Below are 21,713 nucleotides of genomic sequence, written 5' to 3' on the forward strand. Positions count from 1 at the left end.
GGTCCACTGCCCCGGTGTTGCCGCTATGCGCGAAGATGGGTACATGAGCATGTGGACCGCACCGACCCACCCGTCGCCCATCCACGCGAAGGTGGAAATCCCAGGTTCGAAGTCGGTGACCAACCGTGCCCTCATTCTGGCTGCTCTCGCGGACGGCCCCTCAGTCATTCGCGGTGCACTTCGCAGTCGCGACACGAATCTGATGATCGATGGGCTGCGAATGCTCGGTATCGACATCACCGAGGACACCCTGGATGAGACGACGCTCCACCTCTCCCCCGCGTCGATGCACGGCACTGAGATCGATTGCGGTCTCGCGGGAACGGTGATGCGGTTCCTTCCGCCCGCTGCAGCGCTCGCAGCCGGAGACGTCCACTTCGACGGTGACTCGCAAGCCCGCAAGCGCCCGCAGCGCGTCACCCTCGACGCTCTGCGCGCGCTCGGCGCCTCGGTCACCGGCGACGGACTGCCCTTCACTGTGCACGGGACGGGTGCGCTGCGCGGGGGCATCGTCGACATCGATGCGTCAGGTTCCTCGCAGTTTGTTTCGGGTCTGCTCCTGTCGGGGGCGCGATTCGAACGAGGGGTCGAGATCCGGCACACCGGCGCTCGCGTGCCGTCAACCCCCCATATCGACATGACGGTCGAAATGCTCGCGGCAGCAGGAGTCCTGACCACACGGCCGACGCCCTCACAATGGAAAGTCGAACCTGGGCCGATCCGTGCGACCGACTGGAATGTCGAACCGGACCTCTCGAACGCAACACCGTTTCTTGCGGCCGCCGCAGTGACTGGGGGTTCCGTGACGGTGCCGCGGTGGCCGGCCCGGACTTCGCAAGCTGGCGACCACATTCGTGGCATCCTCGCTGAAATGGGTGCACAGGTCACCTACGACGGTGGCGCGCTGACCGTCTCGGGTTCTGACCACCTCAGCGGGATCGACGTTGATCTTGGGGACGTCGGTGAACTCACACCGACTGTCGCTGCACTTGCCGTCTTCGCGGACACGCCAACGCAGATAAGGGGAGTCGCACACCTGCGCGGCCACGAGACTGACCGGCTGGCCGCGCTGAGCCATGAGATCAACGGTCTCGGCGGAAAGTGCGAGGAAACCGAAGACGGCTTGCGGATCGTACCTGCACCGCTGCACGGCGGCACCTGGCACGCCTACGCCGACCACAGAATGGCGACCGCTGGCGCGATCGTTGGACTACGTGTCGAGGGTGTCAGCGTCGACGACATCGACACGACCGCGAAGACACTTCCCGGGTTCGCCCAACTCTGGGGAACGATGCTTGATCAGGGTCTCAACGAAGGGAATTCGCTCTGAGACAACGCGAGTTTGACGAGTCGGATGTTCGCATCAGACCGGGGAAACGGTCGCGCCCGCGCACCAAGACCCGGCCTGAGCACCTCGACGCCGAGATGGCGATGGTGATCTCAGTCGATCGTGGCCGCTGGGGCTGCGTACTGGAACGCGACCATAGCACCACGGTTACGGCGATGCGTGCCCGCGAGCTTGGCCGAACCCCAATCGTCGTTGGTGACCGCGTTTCGCTGGTCGGAGACCTTTCAGGAAACCCTGGCTCGCTAGCGCGGATAGTCCGGCTCGAAGCACGGACTAGTGTGTTGCGGCGCACCGCGGACGATACGGACCCGTTCGAACGGATCGTCGTCGCTAACGCGGAGAAGCTCCTCATCGTCGTCGCTGCCACTGATCCTCCACCGCGAACTGGTTTTGTGGAGCGGGCACTCATCGCGGCGTACGCCGGCGGTATCGCACCGATTCTGGGGATCACGAAAGGTGATCTCTCTGATCCCGCAGAGTTCACGGTGCATTTTGAGAAGCTCGACCTGCCGATTGTGCGCTGCGGTATCGATGACGGGCTCGAAGCCTTGACGGATCTTCTCGCAGGCTCTGTTACCGCGCTGCTGGGGCATTCGGGTGTCGGGAAGTCGACACTGGTGAACAGGCTCGTCCCGGATGCTTACCGCGCAACTGGCGAAGTGACCGGTGTCGGCAAAGGCCGACACACCTCGTCGCAATCGGTGGCCTTGAGGCTGGATCAACTCCCCGGGCCCAGCTGGGTTGTGGATACGCCAGGTGTCCGCTCTTTCGGCCTCGCACACATCGACGTGAACGATGTGCTTGGAGCTTTCGCCGATTTAGCCGAGGCAGCGGAGGACTGCTCACGCGGCTGCAACCATCTCGGGCCACCTGAAGATCCAGAATGCGCCCTCGATTCTCTCGAAGGCGCATCCCATGCACGAGCTATGGCCGTTCGGCGGATGCTTGAAGCGCTCCGTTCGAACGATATGTGGTGACCGTCAGGCCGCCTGCAACGCGCGAACGGACTCCGCCGGTGTGGCGGGCCGGCCGATCAGCTTGCGGATCGCGGGAACAATCCCGCGCTGCTTCTTTGTTGCATTCATCGCGGAGCGGAGACCACGACGCGCACCTGTCACCGGGTCTATACCTGCGAATGTGTCCTTGAGCCCGCCGCGAATGCGGAACTTCAGCTCCGAGTTGGTTTCCGGCGCGTCGTCGCGCGTGGCTGTCAGGTAGCGATCTGGAAGCGCAAGCTTCGCGATGGTCCGCCACGTCTGCAGGTACATCTTCGGGAAAGAGCCCGTGGTGTAGGGCAGGTCGTATTTATCGGCCAGGGCCTCCACCCGTGCAGCTATGTCCTTGAGCCGGTTACTCGGCATGTCGGGGAAGAGGTGATGCTCGATCTGGTAGCAGAGGTTGCCACTCATGAAACGCATAATCGGGCCCGCCTTGAAATTCGCCGAACCGAGCATCTGCCGCAAGTACCATTCGGCTGGAGTTTCGTTGCGGTACTGCTCTTTCGTGAACTTCTCAGCACCGTCTGGGAAGTGCCCGCAGAAGATGATCGCGTTCGACCAGAAGTTTCTAATGACATTCGCAGTGAAGTTCGCTGCCAGCGTCGTCAGGAACGCGGGGCCGGTGAGCGCCGGGAACAGAACGTAGTCCTTACCGATCTGCTTGGCGATCTTCTTGAGAACCTCTGCGCGAAGCTCTTCGAACTCTTCGCGATCCTTTTTTCCAGCTGCCACCTTGCCCAGTTCGAGGTGCTGAATCGCAACCCCGTACTCGAAGAGCGCCGCGAGGATAAAGTTGTAGATCGGGTTGCCGAGGTTGAACGGCGTCCACCTGTTATCACGCGTAACGCGCAGCAGACCGTATCCCACATCAGGGTCGAGACCCACCACGTTCGTGTACTTGTGGTGCATGTGGTTGTGGGTCTGCTTCCAGTGGGCCGCAGGGTCGCTGATGTCCCACTCCCAGGTGGAACTGTGGATTTCGGGGTCGTTCATCCAGTCCCATTGACCGTGGATGACGTTGTGCCCGATCTCCATGTTCTCGACAATCTTGGCAACCCCAAGGCCAACGGTGCCGAGGACCCACGCTGGAGGGAACCAGCTAGCGAAAAGGACTGCGCGGCTGCCGAACTCCAGGGAACGCTGAAAACGAATGGTGTTGCGAATGTATCGGGCATCACTCTCACCGAGCGACTCCTCGAATTCCGCGCGAATCTGGTCGAGCTCGCGCCCTAGCGCCTCGACGTCTTCTGTGGTGAGATGCGCGTATTCTTTGATGTCGGTGATCGCCATCTGAGCCCGTCCTAACGTAATCAGAGGTAGTAACCTTACCTACGCCCACGTAGGTTACCAAACCGTAAGTTACGGTATCGTATTTGTGGCGCAGTTCATAGCTCGAATGTACAGTTGCCGGCTGGCGTATTCACGCACGTCTTGACGCGCTCACCCGGGTTGGATTCCCTGCCGCTGCGCAAGTCGCGGACAAATCCCTCGCTCAATTCCGCCACACAGGTATGACAGATGCCCATACGGCACCCGAACGGCATTCGCACACCGACTTTTTCACCAGCTTCAAGCACGGTTGTGGCACCGTCGACCTCGACAGCTTTGCCAGAACGCCGGAATTTCACCGTTCCACCTTCACCCGCGTTCGCGGTGCGGTTGATGGTAAAGCGCTCGACATGAAGGTGGCCCGCGCGTCCCTGCTCCTCCATATAGACTTCAAGGTTGTCGAGCAGCGCTTGCGGTCCGCACGCCCACACCTCACGCTCACGCCAGTCGGGGAAATGCTCGTCCAGCATTTCCGGCATGAACTTGCCATCCTCGGTGGTCAACTGGAGATGGAGCTGGTAACCCGCACGTTCCTCGTACCCGCTCAACTCGGCTCGGAACATGATGTCATCCGACCTGCGAGCAGAGTGAATATGGGCAATGTCTGCAATCTCATCGCGCCTCGCGAGTGTTCGCAGCATCCCCACTACGGGGGTGATGCCACTGCCCGCGGTGACGAAGAGAATCTTCTCCGGCGGCGGCTCCGTAAGCGTGAAGTCACCCTGCGGAGCGGCAAGCCGGACGATCGTCCCCGGCTTCACTCCGCCAACAAGGTGCGTGGACAGAAAGCCTTCCGGCATCGCTTTTACCGCGATCGAAATCACGCCCTCATCACGCGCGGGCGGGGAAATGAGCGAGTACGAGCGCCAGTGCCACCGCCCGTTGATATGCAGGCCGATTCCGACAAACTGACCGGGCTGATAGTCGAACCGGAAACCCCAACCAGGCTTGATAACCAGCGTTGCCGAATCGGCAGTCTCCGGCCGTACCTCGACAACTCGGCCGCGGAGTTCCCTCGCCGACCACAGTGGATTGACCAGGTGCAGATAATCATCTGGGATCAGTGGTGTCGTAAGGCGCGCAAAGAATCCCCGCACCGCGTTCAGCCTGCGGTTTTCGAGAGCGGGAACGCCCTCGATCGGCTCCTCAAGCCATCGCGCGAGATCCTTGAACTTCATAGCCACCCTTTCACCATCCCCTACCCTACGGACCCCAGCGCTCGTAGGTTACGGTTACGTAGGTTACGTTCCGGGCCGCGAGATTGCCGAAGCGATGAGACCTAATTCACTTTGTCATAGCAACTCGACGAGGAAACCTAATTCTTGCGTGGCGTACCAGGCCAGATCATGGTCCTCGGCATCGCCGAGGACAAACTCGGCCTCACTGTCTCCAAAGTCCGCTTCATCGATAATTGCCGCGGCCCGGGAAACCGACTCTTCTGCGTCGGCGAGATCGATGTGCGCTGACGCAACCTGCTCCAGCGTGATAGCCGAACTCACCGACACGACCGCGTCGTCAAGGTCTGACCTAAGTGTCACCTGTTCATCGTCGACGTCGGCTGCAATTACCGCCCGTCGGTAGCGAACATCAGCCGGGGCGCCACTCTCTGCCTCCGCTGCGAGCAGTCGCAGAGAAGCCCGCGCGGCGTCGCGCATTGCGACCTCCGCGAGTTCGTCATCGTCGCCAGAGCGATACGCTTCCCGTAGCGCGGGTGTCACCGCAAATGCCCGCCCAGCGAGCGGAAACAGCTCGCGTTGCTCGACTAGTTGCTGCACCCCATGCAGCGTGACTGGGACATAGATGCGCATAACCTGCCCTTTTCGGTGTCAGCCTCACAGTGCGCCAGTTGGCAACCACTCTGTCACTGCCTGGCCCTTCGACATCTAGCTACATGCCTCGCGCAACTCGTCGAGAGACTCTCCGAGCATCGCAGCGAACACATCAACATCAGGCATAGCGGCACGATCCGCATTGAAGCCGAAGTAGATGCGTCCGTCGTAGGACGTTACGCCTATGGACAGCGCCTGGTTCTTGACGAGCGGAGGCACCGGATACATTTCTGTCATCTGGACACCGGCCGAGAACAGCGGCGATTGCGGCCCTGGGGCGTTGGTGATGATCAAGTTGAACCCACGCTGTGAGAAAGAACTGGCAACACGAGCGCTCAACGCATGCAGGGTGGCGGGCGCGAACCCGCTTAGCTGCACGAGCGTTCCCGCGTCGACCGAGCGGCCTGATGTGGAATGCACCTCTGTCGCATGTGCCACCTGTGACAAGCGGACTATCGGATTCGCCTCGCCGACCGGAAGGTCAATCATGAAAGACGACAGCTTCTTCCGCGAGTCGGGCCCTTCAGGTGCACCTTCGAGGTACACCGCCATCGGCACCAGCGCGCGGACTGTGGTCGATGCTGAGACGGGCTCGCCCCGCGAAACCAGCCAGTTCCGAAGGGCACCGGTGAGCACCGACAGAACCACGTCGTTGACGGTGCACCCATAGCGCGCCCGGATCCGCCGGAAGTCGGAGAGCATCACCGCCGCTACCGCGTATCGGCGGTTCCTCGAGATCGTGACGTTCAGCGGACTCGTGGGAGCATTGCTAGCCGCAGACCACGCCATAGACGCGAGCTTGCCGGCGCCTTGCGCTACCTTCGCTACCGTCGTCGATACGTCCTTCGTCGCCAGCCGCAATGTGTCCGCAGCTTCACGCGGCCGGGACACCAAGTCCATCACCGCACCCGCGAGCAAACGGGCATCACTAGGCTCACGCTCCGGCATCCACAGGTCATCCGCCAGTTCCGGCGGACGTGGTTTGCGGTCAAAAATGACCTGCCCGATCTCCATGTTTTCGATGCCGTCAACGAGAGCCTCATGCGACTTGATGAAGAGCGCTGCACGCCCCTCTGAAAGCCCCTCTACGAGGTACATCTCCCACAGCGGGCGAGTCCGGTCGAGCGGCCGCGAAATGAGCCTCGCGATCAAGTCATGGAGCTGATCGTCACCTCCTGGCCTCGGCAGCGCCGAGCGGCGGACGTGATAGGTGATGTCAAAGTCAGAGTCATCTACCCACACCGGGCGGCCAAGCCCGCGCGCCACCTCTTTGACACGCCGCCGGTATCTAGGCACCAGTCCGATGCGCTCTTCCACCAGGTTCAGCAAGCTGTCGTAATCAAGCCCCTCCTGCGGAGTGCGGAAAATTGCCAGCGTACCGACATGCATCGGCGTTGTGCTGTCCTCGAGATAGTAGAAAGCGGAATCAAGGTTGGACAGTTTCATCACAACCGCGCCACCTCCCCACGTTGGCTGCGCATACTCGACTTACGCGGCGCATCCGCCGTAGCACTCCCCGCCTTCAGCACACTCACTTCACTCGTGACGCCCCCGACGTGTCGGTGCACCCACACCGTCACCAAGCTGTTGTCCCCTTCACATGAGCTCTCGTCAAGATGATGCACCACAGATTACCGCGTTTCGCGCAAACTGTTTTCCCTGCGGAAATATTACTCGAAGTGAGCTCAATACGTACAAAAGCGGCACGGCTGGTCTGGTCACGCTAGACTGGCTGCGCGCTCCGTCCTCTCCCGGAGACACCGCAGGCAGACGCATGTTTCTACGGAGAGGAATCTATCTTGAGCCGCCACGTTTCGCTCGACACCAACTCCCCCAGTGTCGCGGAGTCGAGCATCGCACGAGGCCAGGAGCCATCGAGTCGGCCATGCCCGACAGGTCTCAGCGTCCGCCGAGTCGTCCCCGCTGAACCACCCTCAGCCGAGCAGAACCCAGCCTCAAGCCCTGCAGTACCCACTCAGGAAGTCCAGCGATGCGCAGGGTCCTCACAGTCGCGGCAGCGACGCGCTGGCCTGTCGCCCGCACGCCGTGTATCGCCGCCCGGCGGCGCTCATGCCGCTGCCAGCGCATTGTTTCGCATGACACTTGAGATCCTCGGCCGGCGGAGGCCAGTCACACACTTGTCCCAGTGCGCGACACGGCTAATAGTCGATCAGGTGGGCGCGATTTCGCGCGACTCACGCGGCACTGTCGGCAACGCGCGACTACTCCGTGTGCATGTACGCCCGGTCAGCTCGATGGCGACGGAGGCGTTCTGCACCTGCGAACGGGGTGACAGGGTGTTCGCGATCGCCGCAAAGATTGAATTGACGCCTGGGGTTCCACCCCGGTGGGTCTGCACCTCGTTGCGGGTAGTCCGGTGAAACACACATCTACGTGCGCGGAGCACGTGCACACCACGAGTGCACGTGCTCCGCGCACGGACATCAATCGCTAGCGGCGGTGCCGGCCGGCCTTCTTACGGCCCTTCTGAGATGCGCGCCGGTCCTTCCGGTTGCCGCTCTCTGCGTCTGTGCCATCGTCGCGCCGTACCTCGGTTCCACCCTGTTCTGACGGTCCTGAGAAGGTGAGACCTTGCGGGGAACGCTGATCCTCGAGCCCCCGAGCCCGCAACGCCGCTCCCACACCCGCCCCGGCAGCCACGGGCGCCCCTTGAGCGCGCGAAGCGGCAGCAGCCTGGGCGAGAGGACTCGCGCCAGCGCCGCTCAGACTTGCCGCCGGTGTGGCAGCTTGTTGCTGGCCGGGCTGTTCAATCGCGACATTGAACAGGAAGCCCACAACTTCTTCCTTGAGACCTTCGAGCATTCCGGCGAACATGTCATAGCCTTCGCGCTGATACTCGACAAGGGGGTCACGCTGCGCCATCGCGCGCAGACCGATGCCTTCCTTCAAATAGTCCATCTCGTAGAGGTGCTCGCGCCATTTGCGGTCCAGCGCCTGGAGGAGAACGCGCCGTTCCAGCTCCCGCATTCCGCCTTCTCCGGCGATCGCGTCGATGTCCTTCTCACGCTTCTGGTACGACGCGTGCGCGTCTTTGAGGACGGCGTCAAACAACTGCTCGCGTGTCAGGTCGGAACGATCACCGATCTCCGTCTCGCCTGCGAGGTCCTGCCAGCTGACTGAAATCGGGTACAGCGTCTTCAGTGCGCTCCACAACTGCTCGAGGTCCCAGTCCTCCGCAAACCCCTCCGAGGTCGCACCGTTGACGTACGCGGTGATCACATCGGTGATCATGTGACTGATCTGGCCCTCGAGGTTCTCGCCGCGGAGAATGCGATTGCGCTCCTCGTAGATGACAGTGCGCTGCTGGTTCATGACCTCGTCGTACTTCAGGACGTTCTTGCGCACCTCGAAGTTCTGCTGCTCGACCTGCGTCTGGGCCGACTTGATCGACCGCGATACCATCTTCGACTCGATCGGAACATCATCGGGCAGATTCAGTCGCGACATGATCACTTCCACCGCCCCGAAGCGGCGCATCAACTCGTCGCCGAGAGACAGATAGAAACGTGATTCCCCGGGGTCGCCCTGCCGGCCCGAACGGCCGCGCAGCTGGTTGTCGATCCGACGTGACTCGTGCCGTTCCGTGCCGAGTACGTACAGCCCGCCTACCTCACGGATCTTGTCCCCTTCGGCGGCGGTTTCAGCCCGCGATTCCTCGATTCGCTCATCCCACTTGGCCTGATAATCCTCGGGTGACTCGACAGGGTCGAGTCCCAACTTGCGCAGTTCGACGTCCAGGATGATCTCCGGGTTGCCGCCGAGCACGACGTCTGTTCCGCGGCCGGCCATGTTGGTTGCCACAGTCACCGCACCGAGTCGACCAGCTTCGGCGATGATCTGAGCTTCCTGCTCGTGGAACTTCGCATTGAGTACGTTGTGCTTGATCTTGCGCTTGCGAAGCTGTTCGGAGAGGTATTCAGAACGCTCGACACTCGTCGTGCCGACGAGGACAGGCTGTCCCTTGGCATGGCGCTCCGCAATATCGTCCGCCACCGCCTCGAACTTCGCGCGCTCTGACTTGTAGATCAGATCCTGCTGATCCGCACGGATCATCGGCTTGTTCGTCGGTATCGGCACCACGCCGAGCTTGTAGATCTGATGTAACTCGGCAGCCTCGGTCTGTGCCGTACCTGTCATGCCGGAGAGCTTGTCGTAAAGGCGGAAGTAGTTCTGCAAAGTGATCGTGGCGAGAGTCTGATTCTCTGCCTTGATCTCCACTTTCTCTTTAGCCTCAATGGCCTGGTGCATGCCCTCGTTGTAGCGGCGTCCGGTGAGGATACGTCCGGTGAATTCGTCAACGATGATGACGTCGCCGTCGCGGACGATGTAATCCTTGTCGCGCTGAAACAGTTCCTTCGCCTTGATGGCGTTGTTGAGGTAGCTCACCAACGGCGAGTTCGCTGCCTCATACAGGTTCTCGATACCCAGCTGATCTTCGACGAACTCCACACCCGCTTCGTGAACGCCGATCGTCCGCTTCTTGATGTCCACCTCGTAGTGGACGTCCTTCTTCATCAGCGGAGCAAGACGGGCGAACTCCGCGTACCACTTCGACGAGGCATCCGCCGGGCCCGAGATGATGAGCGGCGTCCGAGCCTCATCAATGAGGATCGAGTCGACCTCGTCGACGACTGCGAAGTTGTGTCCGCGCTGGACGAGGTCCGACAGCGAATGAGCCATATTGTCGCGCAGGTAGTCGAAGCCGAACTCGTTGTTCGTGCCGTAGGTGATGTCTGCGTGGTAGGCATCGCGGCGCTGCTGGGGCGTCATACCCGACAAGATCGCGCCAACCTCGAGCCCCAGGAATCGGTGAACGCGGCCCATCCACTCCGAGTCACGTTTCGCGAGGTAGTCGTTGACCGTGACGACGTGGACACCCTTACCGGATATCGCGTTGAGGTAGGCGGGAAGTACACAGGTCAGCGTTTTGCCTTCACCAGTCTTCATTTCGGCGATGTTGCCGAAGTGGAGTGCGGCGCCGCCCATGACCTGGACGTCGAAATGCCGCTGCGAAAGCACCCGCGAGGACGCCTCGCGCGCGACTGCGAACGCTTCCGGCATCAGGTCGTCGAGCGACTCGCCGGACTCGTGGCGGCGCCGGAACTCGTCAGTCTTTGCGCGCAGCTCCTCATCGGTCAGCTTCTCTACCTCGGGTGAGAGCGTAGAGATATGGTCGGCAATGACCTTGAGTCGCTTGACCAGGCGGCCTTCGCCGACTCGCAGCAGCTTCGAGAGCATGTACAGATTCCCTCAATCGTCGTTGTAACGGGCACCACCCTCGTCGGGGAGCGCCCGCATGGCGGGCCCGGCCTGGACTGGCCCCGCCATGGAAAGTCCGGCTAGGCGAAACCCAGCCGGACTCCATGTTAGGACGCAGACGCGAATCCGTCCCTTCCCGTCACGTCAGCCTAATCAAACCGTAGTCGAAGGCGTGACGCCGGTAGACCACCGACGGACTGTCGGTCTCGACATCGTGGAAGAGATAGAAGTCGTGCCCCACAAGTTCCATTTCGGAGAGCGCGTCGTCGACAGTCATCGGCTGCGACGGGTGCACCTTGGTACGAACTATGTGCCCGGGGCCCGGGTATTCGTCCACAGCGAACTCGGCTCCGTTTTGGGTTGCGGCGTCCTCAGCTCCCTCGCTGGCGGATTCAGCACCTTTGGTTTCACTAGTTAAATTCGGCAGCGGCGGCTGCGCGTTAGTGAGAGCGGCCGTGGCCTCAGCAACCGAGATCGGTGTGCGGCTGCCATGATGAACCTTCCGCCGATCGCGGAAGCGCCGGAAGCGGCTCTCAAGCTTGTCCACCGCAACTTCGAGAGCAGCATAGAAGCTCTCCGCAGAGGCTTCTGCTCGAATCACCGGGCCTTTCCCGCGCGCTGTGATCTCGAGCCGCTGGCATGTCTTCGATTGGCGGCGATTCTTCTCGTGGTGGAGCTCAACGTCGAAGAGGTAAACGCTCGGATGGAAACGCTCAAGTCGAGAAAGCTTCTCCTCCACGTGAATTCGGAAGTGGTCGGGGACCTCTACGTTGCGCCCCTTCACCACGATATCGGCATGGAGCGAATCAGATTGCTCGGACAGACGTTCGGTTTCGCCATTGCGGGCTCTCACGAGATCCGCTTGTGGAACGGTCGACACTGTACCTCCCAGAATCTGCCGATGCGCGCTTACACGGCATCGACCTGCATTGCGAATGTGCCGGGAGACTCCCATATCAGCACCCGGCACGAGGGATCGATGTTCCTCACCTCCCCTACATGCAGTGCAACGGGTTGTGTTCGCGACGGTAGTACGCCGTTTCCTTTTCTGCCACCATTACATCAGAAATGTCACGGGATATTTGCCTAGAAACAGTTTCACTTATGTGACCCGTCCGATCTAGTGCCTCACCATGCGCACGGATCCCTCTTTTCACGGCTCTTCAGGCGCTAGCCAACGTAAGCGCCCCGCTAACCCGGACACCCGCACGACGCAGGATCCGCACCGATTCCGTCAACAGCGACCCCGTCGTGACGACGTCATCGACAAGCAGAACCGCAGGCGCGGAAATGCCTCCACTGGGCACCATGTGGGGTACGGCAAGCTGACGTACGCGCACGCGTCCCGCCACGTTTAGGTGGCGCTGCGAAGCGGTGAGGCCGACCGAGTCCTTAACTCCCCGCGTGAAGCGAAGGGCCTTCACCACGGAACCTGCCTCGTCAGGCAATGCCCGTATGGCTCGATCCGCTATTGACGCAACCGGGTCGCCGCCGCGCCTGCGCGCGGCGAGCCACCTGCTCGGCGCCGGCACCAGAATGAGGCGAGCCAATAGGGCGGGATCAAGCTCGCCTTCCTGCCTCAGAGTCTCAATCCCGCACGCCACGACCGCACCCGCAACCGCTGCGAGATCCGAGCGGCCACGCTCCTTTAGGTTGACTATCAGTTCACGCGCGGCCCCGCGATAGCGCCCGAGCGCCCAGACAGGCACGCCGGGGTCGGATCTGGGGTTGCACAGGCGAGGCTGGCCGAAGGCGCCCGCAGCGCACCGGCCGCACCACACCAGCCCAGGGGCGCCGCACCCGCCACACTCTGTCGGCAGGATTAGGTCTAGTAATGCACGCATGCTCCCAGAATCGCGGCTGTCGATAGGGTGCTACAACAGGCACTTCCGTAACTGTGGATAACCGTCGTCTGCGGGCGCACCTGTGGAAATACTCAGCCCGGCAGGATGGGTTTCGCATCCACACCCATGAGTCGAGAGACTTCCCGCCAGAAACGCTCCCCATCGGGCTCATCCTGCCCCAGGCGCAACACGCCTCTGCTGTCTGTGACGTACTCCGTCGTGGGTGAAGCATCGACCGCGGTCACAGGCGGCGACAGGTTCCCACGTGGAAGTTGTTCGACACGGGAGCCATCCGCTGTCACCCTGGCCACGGGCGCTTCGGAGGAGTTGCGCACAACAAGCAGAGAATCAGTACTCCCCCAGTCGAGCGCGACTGCAGTGTCCGTCAGGTTCAGCGCTACTGGCTTCGGATTGAGGAGTGTATGCAGCCCCTGACGCGGCTCTGCGACCGCCGCCACATAGACCTTGCCACCAACGATCAGAGCCGCACGCACACCGTCCGGCGCGAGCCGGAAGCTGGTGATCTGGCCCTGCAGTCCCGCAATTGCGCCCGATTCGACCTCGAGTGCTGAATGCTCTCCCGTGGCCGGTTCCCTGACGACACGAATCACCGTGTCACCGTCGATGACCGCCCACAGCGAGTTGTCGCTCGCAGACCAACTCGGCCTGGTAATGGAACTGCCTTCGGCAGCCACCGTCAGCGCGCCGCCGTAAGCGCCGATCAAGAGCTGATACGCGCTCCCATCAGAATCTTCGTTGCGGGTGATCACCGCCACTTGTTTACCGTCGTGCGAAATCGAACCGGAGTCCAGTGAGTCGAGCGCCCCAGCCGTCCCAGGCACAGGACTGACCGCAGAATCTGTCACAGATACGAGTGCGCCGTTGAAGATCGCGTGCAGGCCAACATCAGCCGACGCCGCAGCATTCGGATCCATCGACGCAACATCCTGCCGTGTCCAGCCAGTCGGCAGCGATTCGTCGAGCGGAGCACCATCTGCCTCGATCACGTAAGGCCCAGGTATGTCGGCGTGATCAAGCGTCCAGATAATCTGGGCTGCCAGTCTGCGGCGCTCGTCAGCACCCGACGCGGCGAGCCCCTGAAGGTCCATTTTGATTCCGCCGAGCCCCACGCCTACCTGCGTCGTGCGCCCGTCAGCTTTAGTGATCGGTCCACGAAGCCGCACCTCTTCCGAGAACTGGCTCGTCACTCCTGGCGCGAGGTTTGTGGACGGCCCATCCATCAGCATCGCCATCAACTGCGGCACAATCTGTTCGGGGTTGACCGCCACCCACCGAAGATCCGGAACGAGGCGACGTCCGGTGGGATCGAGGAAATAGATGGCCTGCCGCTCGTAGTGACTCAGGAAATGCGGGCGCTCGATTATCACTCCGCTGGGCAGGTCGTCGATCCGCCACTCGTCTTCGACCCGTACCACCGAGATCTTTGTCTCTACCGTGCCTTCTTCCGCGGTAAACACGCCGTCTGGGCTCAGTTGACCCACTTTCTCCGCACGCACGATGAAAGTCGCTGTGTTGTCCGACCTCAGCCCCTCGGAGAGCACATCGACACGATTCGCGATCGTGGTACTTGCGCTGTCGTTCCAGCGACTCTCAGCTTCCGTAGTGAGGAACTGGCGCGCCGCCGCGTGGCGGCCCGCCGGTTGTGCGCTGGCCTTGATGAATTCCCTGACGAGCGGAAACGCGTCGATACCGGGTGTGGGTTCAGGGACTTCAGTCTCCGCAGGATTGTGCTGAATAGCGCCGATCGCTTGCGGCTGCGAGTGTGTCGGCAGCGCCGTGCATCCACTCAGCAGCAGAGCTCCGGCCGAGATGAGCGCGGCCATGATGCGAGCCGTGCGTGAGTGTCGTGGCGCAGCACACTCGGCCGCCGGGCTCCACGCCCTGAGCTGCTCGTCGTGCGCAGCGCTGGAGTCACTCACTGACTGCTCTCCCGTCCCGCTCCGCGCGGTCCGCTCATCATCGCTTCGCTGTCCATCGTGCCATCGGGACTGTGTGGTTCGCTGTCCTGCGACGTGGAGGCGGGAGACACCGACGACTCACTGCGGGGCACATCAGGCAGCGCAATATCACCCGGCTCAGGCCGCAACGGGAGAGGACTGCCGGTGATCCGCCGCCCTCGCACGACGGGTAGGGTCAACCGGAAACATGAGCCATGGCCAGGTTCACCCCACGCTTCAAGCCTGCCGTTGTGTAGCCTCGCATCTTCGACGCTGATCGCCAGACCCAGCCCAGTGCCGCCTGACCGGCGCACCCGCGACGGATCCGATCGCCAGAACCGGTTGAACACCAGCTTTTCCTCACCGGACTTCAGGCCCACACCCCAGTCACGCACCATGACGGCGAATGCCTCGCCATCTGACCGCATTCGCAGCAGAACGGGATTGCCTTCACCATGATCGATCGCGTTCGCGAGGAGATTCCGCACCACACGCTCGACTCGCCGGGGGTCTACCTCCGCTACAACTGACTGGTCAGGCATGTCCACGATCAGTTCGGTTCGCGCATCCGCAGCGAGGTGTTTTACGGTCGCCAGCGCGGCCTGCACGCACGACCTCACGTCAATTTGCTCTGCCGCCAGTTCCGCGACACCCGCGTCGTGGCGACTGATCTCTAGGAGATCCGCAAGCAACCCTTCGAACCGATCCAGTTCGCGCACCATGAGTTCCGCTGACCGCTGGAGCATGGGGTCCAAGTCATCCCGGCTGTCGTAGATGACATCGGCGGCCATGCGCACCGTCGTGAGCGGCGTCCGCAGCTCATGGCTGACGTCTGACGTGAATCGTTTCTGGAGATTCCCGAACTCCTCTAGCTGCGTGATCTGCCGCGACAAGCTTTCCGCCATCTCGTTGAACGACATCGCAAGCCGCGCCATGTCATCCTCACCACGTACCGGCATCCGTTCCTTGAGCCGGCCTTCGGCAAATCTGGCGGCCACCCGAGCGGCAGAGCGGACGGGCATCACGACCTGGCGCGCAACAAGCAGGGAGATAGCAGCCAGCAGGACCAGCAGCACCGCGCCACCGGTGACGATGGTGCCGCGCATCAGCGCGAGACTGCGCTCTTCACTCTCGAGTGGGAACACCAGGTAGAGCTCGAGCGCCGGGATGTCCGATGCAGTAGGACTGCCCATGATCAGCGCCGGGACTTGAGCGCCCGCAGAATTTTGAACCGTCGAGTACTGCCGGGCTACTTGGCCCTGCCGCACATAATCACGCAGAGAGGTGGGGATTTGTTCAGCTGGACCGCTCGTTATCAAAGGCGATGAAGCATCGGCGTCAGCGATCAGAACAGGGCTGAACTGACCCGCGCCGCCCGATGTCTGCTCAGTCTCTTCCTGCCAGCTCAGTGCCGATCGCGCGCTATTAAGACGTCCTTGCCGGGACGTGGTATCCCCCGCCCCGGCAAGTTCACGCTCAACAGTCTGTCGTGCGGATTCAATTTGTTGCTCCGCCGCAGCAATCTTGGCTTCCAGCATCCGCTCGGTGAGCTGGTTCGTCAGGGTGAACCCGAGCACAAGAATAACCACCAGTGACAGCGCAAGCGTTGACGTAACAACTCGAAGCTGCAGGGAGCGTCGCCACCATCGTGCGAGTAGTGCACCGGTGGCGCGAATACGGCGCACCCATCTGGTCGTCCGACCATTGATCTTGCGCCGCGTTCGGGCGCGCCCGATCACGGCGGTCCGGCCTTGTATCCAACTCCTCGCACAGTGAGCACAACTTCGGGCTTCTCGGGATCGTTCTCGACCTTCGCACGCAGTCGCTGCACGTGCACATTCACCAGGCGGGTGTCTGCCGCGTGGCGGTAGCCCCACACCTGCTCGAGGAGGACCTCACGGGTGAAGACCTGCCGAGGCTTCCGGGCAAGCGCCACCAGCAAGTCGAACTCCAGCGGCGTGAGACTGATCTGCTCGCCTTCCCGCGTTACTTTGTGTGCGGGAACATCGATTTCGATGTCGCCGATGCTGAGCAACTCGGCGGGCTCATCGTCGCGGCGGCGCAGCCGAGCGCGCACACGAGCCACGAGTTCCTTCGGCTTGAATGGCTTGATGACATAGTCGTCTGCACCTGACTCGAGTCCCAGCACAACGTCGACAGTGTCCGTCTTCGCAGTGAGCATCACAATCGGAACGCCCGAGTCAGCACGAAGAACCCGGCACACATCGATCCCGTTCATTCCTGGGAGCATCAGGTCGAGCAGTACCAGGTCAGGGCGAATCTCACGGACCGCGCTCAGAGCCTGAGTGCCGTCTCCGATCACGTACGGCTCGAATCCCTCACCCCGCAGCACAATCGTGAGCATCTCGGCGAGGGCCGCATCGTCATCGACAACCAGAATCTTCGGCTTCATATTCATATCGTGACATTCCAATAGTGTGAAGAGGCGCTTTGACCTGGCCGGCGCGCCGCACGTTGTCTGGCATTGCCGATGCCCTCACTGTCGAGAGTACCGAAACGACCGCCGATGGGTTCTAGCCGAGAATCCACTGCGCCAACTCCGCCCCAGGGTCAGTGGCAGTGAGAACACGCCAAGGCGACACCCAGGCCGCGGCCGCGAGCGCCGAGTACACGTTGGCAGTGCGACGCTGAAGGTCGCCATCGCGCTCAAAGATGTCGCGCTCGCGCCCTGGCTCAGTCCCTTCGCGCCCTGCCGCTCTCCGCTGGGCAAGTTCAACTGGCACGCCGAGAAACATTTGCCGGGCAGGAAGCGGAAGCCGGAACCTTCCGAATTCGAGGTTCTCGATCCATTGCACAAATGGACCATCGGAATTCTCCCGCAAGCGTGCCGCTCCGTACGCCGCATTCGAGGCGACATACCGGTCGAGTATGACGACGTCGTTGTCACTGCACAGCCTGGACAGATGCGACTTCGCCGCCGCCCTGTCGAGGGCGAAGAGCATCGCCATTCCGTGCACCGAAGCGGCGAGGTCGCCGTGCTGGCCACGGAGCGCCTCGGCCGCGATATCGGCATGAATTGACTCGCCGTAGCGAGGGAACGCCAACGTCGCGACCCTCGCACCTGCCGCCTCGAGCTCAACGACAAGCTTCGCTGTTAGAGTCCTCTTTCCCGCTCCATCGAGACCCTCCAGCGCGATAAGCTCGCCCATTAGTAGCGGTAGTGATCCGGCTTGTACGGCCCTTCCACATCGACCCCGATGTACTCAGCCTGCTCCTTTGTCAGCTTTGTGAGTGATCCCCCCAGAGCTTCGACATGGATGCGCGCGACCTTCTCATCGAGGTGCTTAGGCAGTCGATAAACCTCGTTGTCGTACTCGTCCTTCTTCGTCCAGAGTTCCAGCTGCGCGATGACCTGGTTCGAGAAGCTGTTACTCATGACGAAAGAAGGATGCCCGGTAGCGTTACCCAAGTTCAGCAGTCGTCCTTCGGACAGCACGATGATCGAGTGTCCGTCATCGAACATCCATTCATCCACCTGCGGCTTGATCGTGTCCCGCCGGACATTCGGCGCCTTCTCGAGGCCAGCCATATCGATCTCGTTGTCGAAGTGTCCGATGTTTCCGAGAATCGCCTGATGCTTCATGCGCTGCATATGCTCGAAAGTGATTACGTTCATGTTGCCCGTCGCCGTGATCACGATGTCAGCGGCCGAAATCACCTCATCGACGGTGGCCACATGGAATCCGTCCATCATCGCCTGTAGCGCGTTGATCGGGTCGACCTCGGTCACCGTCACACGTGCACCCTGGCCGCGCAGGGCTTCCGCACTTCCCTTACCGACGTCGCCGTAACCGCAGACGACAGCGTACTTGCCGCCGATCAGGACATCGGTGCCACGGTTGATCCCGTCTAGCAGCGAGTGCCTGGTGCCGTACTTGTTGTCGAACTTGCTCTTGGTGACGGAGTCGTTGACATTGATCGCGGGAAAGACGAGCTCACCGGCCGCCGCGAACTGGTACAAGCGATGCACGCCGGTCGTTGTCTCTTCGGTGACGCCCTGGACCGAATCAGCGATCCGGGTCCATTTCTTTCCGTCTGCCTCGAGTGAACGCTGGAGCAGGCCCAGAAATACCTGGTATTCGGCTGAATGCTGGTCTGGATCGATGGGAGGAACTGTCCCTGCGGCCTCGAACTGAGCGCCACGAAGAACCAGCATCGTCGCATCGCCGCCATCGTCGAGAATCATGTTGGCGGGCCCAGCCTCATCCGGCCAGGTCAGTGCCTTCTCAGTGCACCACCAGTACTCCTCGAGGGTTTCACCTTTCCACGCGTAGACGGGGACCCCCTGCGGATCCTCCGGAGTACCGTATGGGCCGACGACAATGGCGGCGGCCGCGTGATCCTGGGTCGAGAAGATGTTGCACGACGCCCACCGGACAGACGCACCCAGCGCGGTCAGTGTTTCAATCAGGACCGCGGTTTGGACCGTCATATGCAGCGATCCCGTGATCCTTGCCCCTTTGAGAGGCTGCACTTCAGCGTATTCGCGACGCAATGTCATCAATCCGGGCATCTCATGCTCGGCCAGGCGAATTTCTTTTCGTCCGAACTCAGCGAGGGAGAGATCCGCGACCTTGTAGTCGAGACCGTTCCGCTGTTCCACAGATGGCTGTGCCGCCATGCTCCTCATCAACTCCTTTTCGCGGGACACGGGTAAGTCCCCGCCCCGATACGTCAGGCTATACGCTCCGCAGATTTGCGGCAGGGACAGAAGGTTCTCAGTGCGGACAAACTAGGACGCTGGCCGGCGCGCGAGTGAATCCTCGTACGCGCGCTCGAAGAAGGGCACGACAAAGTCGGTGAAGTCGTCAATTATCGTGTCCGGCGAGCGCGCCGGGATGGCGATGAAACTCAGTGCGATCCGGCCGACATGGTTTGCCGCAATCCGGGCGTCGCGCGGCGAGAGTTGCACCCAGCTTCCCTCGAACACCTCGGCCAGGGAGTTCACAGCTTTTTCCAGGACCGGCCACCCGTCAGTGGTGATGAGGCTGAGCAGCTCGGATTTCGCGCGGCCAAGCAGCGCCCACCGAACAGCTGGGTCACTCGTCGCAATGCTGATGAAGCGCTCGAACGCGCTCATAATTGTCCCGCGCGCGTCGTCCGGATGCGCCGCGACTGCGTCTTTCACCTCGTCGAGGAATTGGTCGACAAGGCGCAGGATGTACTGCTGCGCGACGCCCTGCCGCGAGTCGAACTCGTTGTACAGAGTCTGACGGCTGACTCCGGCAGCGCGCGCGACCTCGGCCATCGTGATGTCGGACCACTCCTTCTCATCAAGGAGAGAACGAACAGCATCGAGGACGGAGGTGCGGAGCAGTTGCCGCGCCGCTTCTTGATAGGACCCACGAGTTCGTACACCGGGCATGAGGTCGACATTATGGAAACAGCACCCCCGTGTCAACGAACTTGACACGGGGGCGATTGCTACTTGCGAGCGGAGGCTGAGGAGAGATCTGGGATCGCGAGCGGCGCGGTCGTGGGAATCCCCTCCTCGAGAACCTTGCGACGGATATAAGGCGCGTCGTTGATCAGCGCCCGGGCACTGCGGAATTCCTTCGGGCGTCCCATGGAGATAACACCGATGAGCCGCTCGTTCCGAAGGCATAGCACCGTGAAGTCATGGTCCTCGAGCGAACCGTGAACAATGAGTTCATCGTCAGGTGAGGGCCAGCCAGCGATCTGCAGGTTCTTGCCGTATTGCTTAGTCCAGCACCACGGCACATCAGCGAACGGCGTTGGCATGCCGAGGATCGCGCGGGCCGCATGGGCACCCTGTTCCTGGGCATTGTTCCAGTGCTCGACACGCTGAACGCCGCCAAGCAGCAGGTTCGGGAAGATTGCAACATCGCCGGCAGCGTAGACGTGGGGATCAGAAGTCCGGCAGTACTTGTCGACGATTATGCCGCCGCGCCCTGACGTGTCGATCGAGATGCCCGCACGGTCGGCGAGATCCGTGTTGGGCGCCATGCCGACGGAGATCAACGCGGACGAACCAGACCAGACCTGACCCCGAGGGGAGATCGCCGTCACGCCGTCTGGCCTGACGTCCAACTGGTCGAGTTCAACGTTCGTCCACAGATCCACACCGTTGTCCCGGTGCATCTTCGAATAGATCTCAGCGACCGGTTCCGGAAGTACGCGGCCCAAGGGGCGATCTCCGGCTTCGAGCAGGATTACCTCGCTGCCGAGGCCGCGTGCAGTTGCCGCGACCTCACAACCGATGAGACCGGCGCCGATGATGAGCAGCGCACCAGGCTCTTCGATCGCCTTGCGCAGCGGTTCGACATCAGCGACGCTGCGAAGATAGTGAACGTTCGACTGTTCCTCGGGCGCGAAACCTGGCACAGCGCGCGGTCGGCCTCCCGTCGCGATCAATAGCGCGTCGTACCGCTGCTGCTCACCATTATCGAGGAGGACCACACGCTCAGCGGTATCGATATCGGTGACCGTGGCGCCTCGGACGATCTCGACGTTCTGCTCTTCCCAGAAATCCGGGGGGCGAAGACGCGACCGCTCGAACGCGATCGCCCCTTGCAGGAGTTCTTTCGACAGCTGTGGCCGACGGTACGGGTACTCAGCGTCGTTGCTGATCATCATTACGCGGCCGCCGAAGCCCTCCTTCCGGAGAGACTCGGCAGCTGTGGCCGCCGCGACGCCACTGCCGATAATGACAACGGTGCCGTCTGGGGCGATCTGATCACTCACGAGCGCGAAACCTCAACCATCTCGAAATCAGCCTTGGCCGCTCCGCAGTCGGGGCAGCTCCAGTCGTCGGGAATATCGTCCCAGCGAGTCCCCGGAGCGATGCCTTCATCTGGCCAGCCTTCAGCTTCGTCATATTCGAAGCCGCACTGCAGACAGCGATAGACTTTGTACTCGACGCTCATGATTTTCTCGCAATCTTCGACGACATTGTCTGTGTCAATCAGGCGTTGGTGAGGGGAATGAAGTCAACCTTCTCCCGGACGCCACAGTCGGGGCAAGGCCAGTCGTCTGGGACGTCACCCCAGGGAGTGCCGGGCGGGAAACCCTCACGCGAATCGCCCTTGGCCTCGTCGTACTCGTAGTCACATACCTCGCACTTATAGGTGCTCATCGCCATAACC

18 protein-coding genes and 1 pseudogene are annotated in these 21,713 nt (G+C 61.7%); 3 read left to right on the forward strand and 16 right to left on the reverse strand.

Going from position 1 to position 21,713, the window contains the following annotated elements; translation table 11 throughout:
* The first annotated feature begins 43 nt into the window (after window positions 1–43).
* Both aroA and rsgA read left to right on the forward strand, forming a co-directional pair.
* Window positions 44–1,330, forward strand: a complete 1,287-nt coding sequence (gene aroA / locus AS9A_RS18115) for a 3-phosphoshikimate 1-carboxyvinyltransferase (RefSeq protein WP_041452178.1) — start codon at window positions 44–46, stop codon at window positions 1,328–1,330.
* Complete coding sequence (rsgA, locus tag AS9A_RS18120; RefSeq protein WP_192808199.1) at window positions 1,327–2,325, forward strand: ribosome small subunit-dependent GTPase A; 999 nt, start codon at window positions 1,327–1,329, stop codon at window positions 2,323–2,325. Before aroA ends, rsgA begins: the two co-directional genes overlap by 4 nt.
* Before the next feature lie 3 nt (window positions 2,326–2,328).
* Here the strand turns inward: rsgA and AS9A_RS18125 are convergent, their stop codons facing one another.
* From AS9A_RS18125 to AS9A_RS18140, 4 genes are all read right to left on the reverse strand, one after another.
* Window positions 2,329–3,636 (reverse strand): fatty acid desaturase family protein, encoded by a 1,308-nt coding sequence (locus AS9A_RS18125; protein WP_013808569.1) that lies wholly within the window; start codon window positions 3,634–3,636, stop codon window positions 2,329–2,331.
* 95 nt (window positions 3,637–3,731) lie between these two features.
* Entirely contained in the window at window positions 3,732–4,853 is a 1,122-nt protein-coding gene (locus AS9A_RS18130; protein WP_041451195.1) for a ferredoxin reductase, read from the reverse strand.
* A gap of 114 nt (window positions 4,854–4,967) precedes the next feature.
* Complete coding sequence (locus AS9A_RS18135) at window positions 4,968–5,483, reverse strand: DUF6912 family protein (RefSeq protein WP_013808571.1); 516 nt, start codon at window positions 5,481–5,483, stop codon at window positions 4,968–4,970.
* Window positions 5,484–5,558: 75 nt separating this feature from the next.
* Window positions 5,559–6,950 carry a WS/DGAT/MGAT family O-acyltransferase gene (locus tag AS9A_RS18140; protein WP_041451196.1) on the reverse strand — a complete coding sequence of 464 codons (1,392 nt, stop codon included), beginning with the start codon at window positions 6,948–6,950 and terminating at the stop codon, window positions 5,559–5,561.
* A 353-nt stretch (window positions 6,951–7,303) separates the two neighbouring features.
* Here AS9A_RS18140 and AS9A_RS25020 point away from each other — a divergent pair, with 353 nt between their 5' ends.
* Window positions 7,304–7,885, forward strand: coding sequence for an Rv3235 family protein (locus AS9A_RS25020; RefSeq protein WP_407636552.1), 582 nt, complete (start codon window positions 7,304–7,306; stop codon window positions 7,883–7,885).
* A 177-nt stretch (window positions 7,886–8,062) separates the two neighbouring features.
* Here AS9A_RS25020 and secA read toward each other — a convergent pair.
* The 12 genes and pseudogenes from secA to AS9A_RS18205 all read right to left on the reverse strand — a co-directional run.
* Window positions 8,063–10,763: pseudogene (gene secA, locus AS9A_RS18150) on the reverse strand (preprotein translocase subunit SecA); the annotation flags it as partial.
* A 160-nt stretch (window positions 10,764–10,923) separates the two neighbouring features.
* Window positions 10,924–11,637 (reverse strand): ribosome hibernation-promoting factor, HPF/YfiA family, encoded by a 714-nt coding sequence (gene hpf / locus AS9A_RS18155; RefSeq protein ID WP_041452181.1) that lies wholly within the window; start codon window positions 11,635–11,637, stop codon window positions 10,924–10,926.
* Between the two features lie 310 nt (window positions 11,638–11,947).
* A complete protein-coding gene (locus AS9A_RS18160) occupies window positions 11,948–12,628 on the reverse strand; it encodes a ComF family protein (RefSeq protein WP_041451198.1) in 681 nt (226 codons plus the stop codon).
* A 92-nt stretch (window positions 12,629–12,720) separates the two neighbouring features.
* Window positions 12,721–14,568, reverse strand: a complete 1,848-nt coding sequence (gene lpqB, locus AS9A_RS18165; protein ID WP_013808577.1) for an MtrAB system accessory lipoprotein LpqB — start codon at window positions 14,566–14,568, stop codon at window positions 12,721–12,723.
* Window positions 14,565–16,325, reverse strand: a complete 1,761-nt coding sequence (mtrB, locus tag AS9A_RS18170; RefSeq protein WP_083826593.1) for an MtrAB system histidine kinase MtrB — start codon at window positions 16,323–16,325, stop codon at window positions 14,565–14,567. Before mtrB ends, lpqB begins: the two co-directional genes overlap by 4 nt.
* Window positions 16,322–16,999: an MtrAB system response regulator MtrA gene (gene mtrA, locus AS9A_RS18175; protein WP_041451199.1), complete on the reverse strand. Its 678-nt coding sequence runs from the start codon at window positions 16,997–16,999 to the stop codon at window positions 16,322–16,324. The genes mtrB and mtrA overlap by 4 nt, the downstream gene beginning before the upstream one ends.
* Before the next feature lie 121 nt (window positions 17,000–17,120).
* Entirely contained in the window at window positions 17,121–17,756 is a 636-nt protein-coding gene (locus AS9A_RS18180) for a dTMP kinase (protein ID WP_013808580.1), read from the reverse strand.
* Entirely contained in the window at window positions 17,756–19,228 is a 1,473-nt protein-coding gene (gene ahcY, locus AS9A_RS18185) for an adenosylhomocysteinase (protein ID WP_013808581.1), read from the reverse strand. The genes AS9A_RS18180 and ahcY overlap by 1 nt, the downstream gene beginning before the upstream one ends.
* Window positions 19,229–19,339: 111 nt before the next feature.
* Entirely contained in the window at window positions 19,340–19,972 is a 633-nt protein-coding gene (locus tag AS9A_RS18190; protein ID WP_013808582.1) for a TetR family transcriptional regulator, read from the reverse strand.
* Window positions 19,973–20,031: 59 nt separating this feature from the next.
* Window positions 20,032–21,312 (reverse strand): NAD(P)/FAD-dependent oxidoreductase, encoded by a 1,281-nt coding sequence (locus tag AS9A_RS18195; RefSeq protein ID WP_013808583.1) that lies wholly within the window; start codon window positions 21,310–21,312, stop codon window positions 20,032–20,034.
* Entirely contained in the window at window positions 21,309–21,494 is a 186-nt protein-coding gene (locus AS9A_RS18200) for a rubredoxin (RefSeq protein WP_013808584.1), read from the reverse strand. Before AS9A_RS18200 ends, AS9A_RS18195 begins: the two co-directional genes overlap by 4 nt.
* Before the next feature lie 38 nt (window positions 21,495–21,532).
* Window positions 21,533–21,703: a rubredoxin gene (locus AS9A_RS18205; protein ID WP_013808585.1), complete on the reverse strand. Its 171-nt coding sequence runs from the start codon at window positions 21,701–21,703 to the stop codon at window positions 21,533–21,535.
* Window positions 21,704–21,713: the final 10 nt, after the last annotated feature.

It is taken from the genome of Hoyosella subflava DQS3-9A1 (assembly GCF_000214175.1).
GTDB classification, from domain to species: Bacteria; Actinomycetota; Actinomycetes; order Mycobacteriales; family Mycobacteriaceae; genus Hoyosella; species Hoyosella subflava.

Coding starts and splice junctions, on each gene's coding strand:
- AS9A_RS18205 (WP_013808585.1), bottom strand. CDS start 21,703: ATGAGCACCTATAAGTGCGAGGTATGTGACTACGAGTACGACGAGGCC.
- AS9A_RS18200 (WP_013808584.1), bottom strand. CDS start 21,494: ATGAGCGTCGAGTACAAAGTCTATCGCTGTCTGCAGTGCGGCTTCGAA.
- mtrA (WP_041451199.1), bottom strand. CDS start 16,999: ATGAAGCCGAAGATTCTGGTTGTCGATGACGATGCGGCCCTCGCCGAG.
- AS9A_RS18190 (WP_013808582.1), bottom strand. CDS start 19,972: ATGCCCGGTGTACGAACTCGTGGGTCCTATCAAGAAGCGGCGCGGCAA.
- aroA (WP_041452178.1), top strand. CDS start 44: ATGAGCATGTGGACCGCACCGACCCACCCGTCGCCCATCCACGCGAAG.
- AS9A_RS18125 (WP_013808569.1), bottom strand. CDS start 3,636: ATGGCGATCACCGACATCAAAGAATACGCGCATCTCACCACAGAAGAC.
- AS9A_RS18140 (WP_041451196.1), bottom strand. CDS start 6,950: ATGAAACTGTCCAACCTTGATTCCGCTTTCTACTATCTCGAGGACAGC.
- AS9A_RS18130 (WP_041451195.1), bottom strand. CDS start 4,853: ATGAAGTTCAAGGATCTCGCGCGATGGCTTGAGGAGCCGATCGAGGGC.
- ahcY (WP_013808581.1), bottom strand. CDS start 19,228: ATGGCGGCACAGCCATCTGTGGAACAGCGGAACGGTCTCGACTACAAG.
- AS9A_RS18135 (WP_013808571.1), bottom strand. CDS start 5,483: ATGCGCATCTATGTCCCAGTCACGCTGCATGGGGTGCAGCAACTAGTC.
- AS9A_RS18180 (WP_013808580.1), bottom strand. CDS start 17,756: ATGGGCGAGCTTATCGCGCTGGAGGGTCTCGATGGAGCGGGAAAGAGG.
- AS9A_RS18160 (WP_041451198.1), bottom strand. CDS start 12,628: ATGCGTGCATTACTAGACCTAATCCTGCCGACAGAGTGTGGCGGGTGC.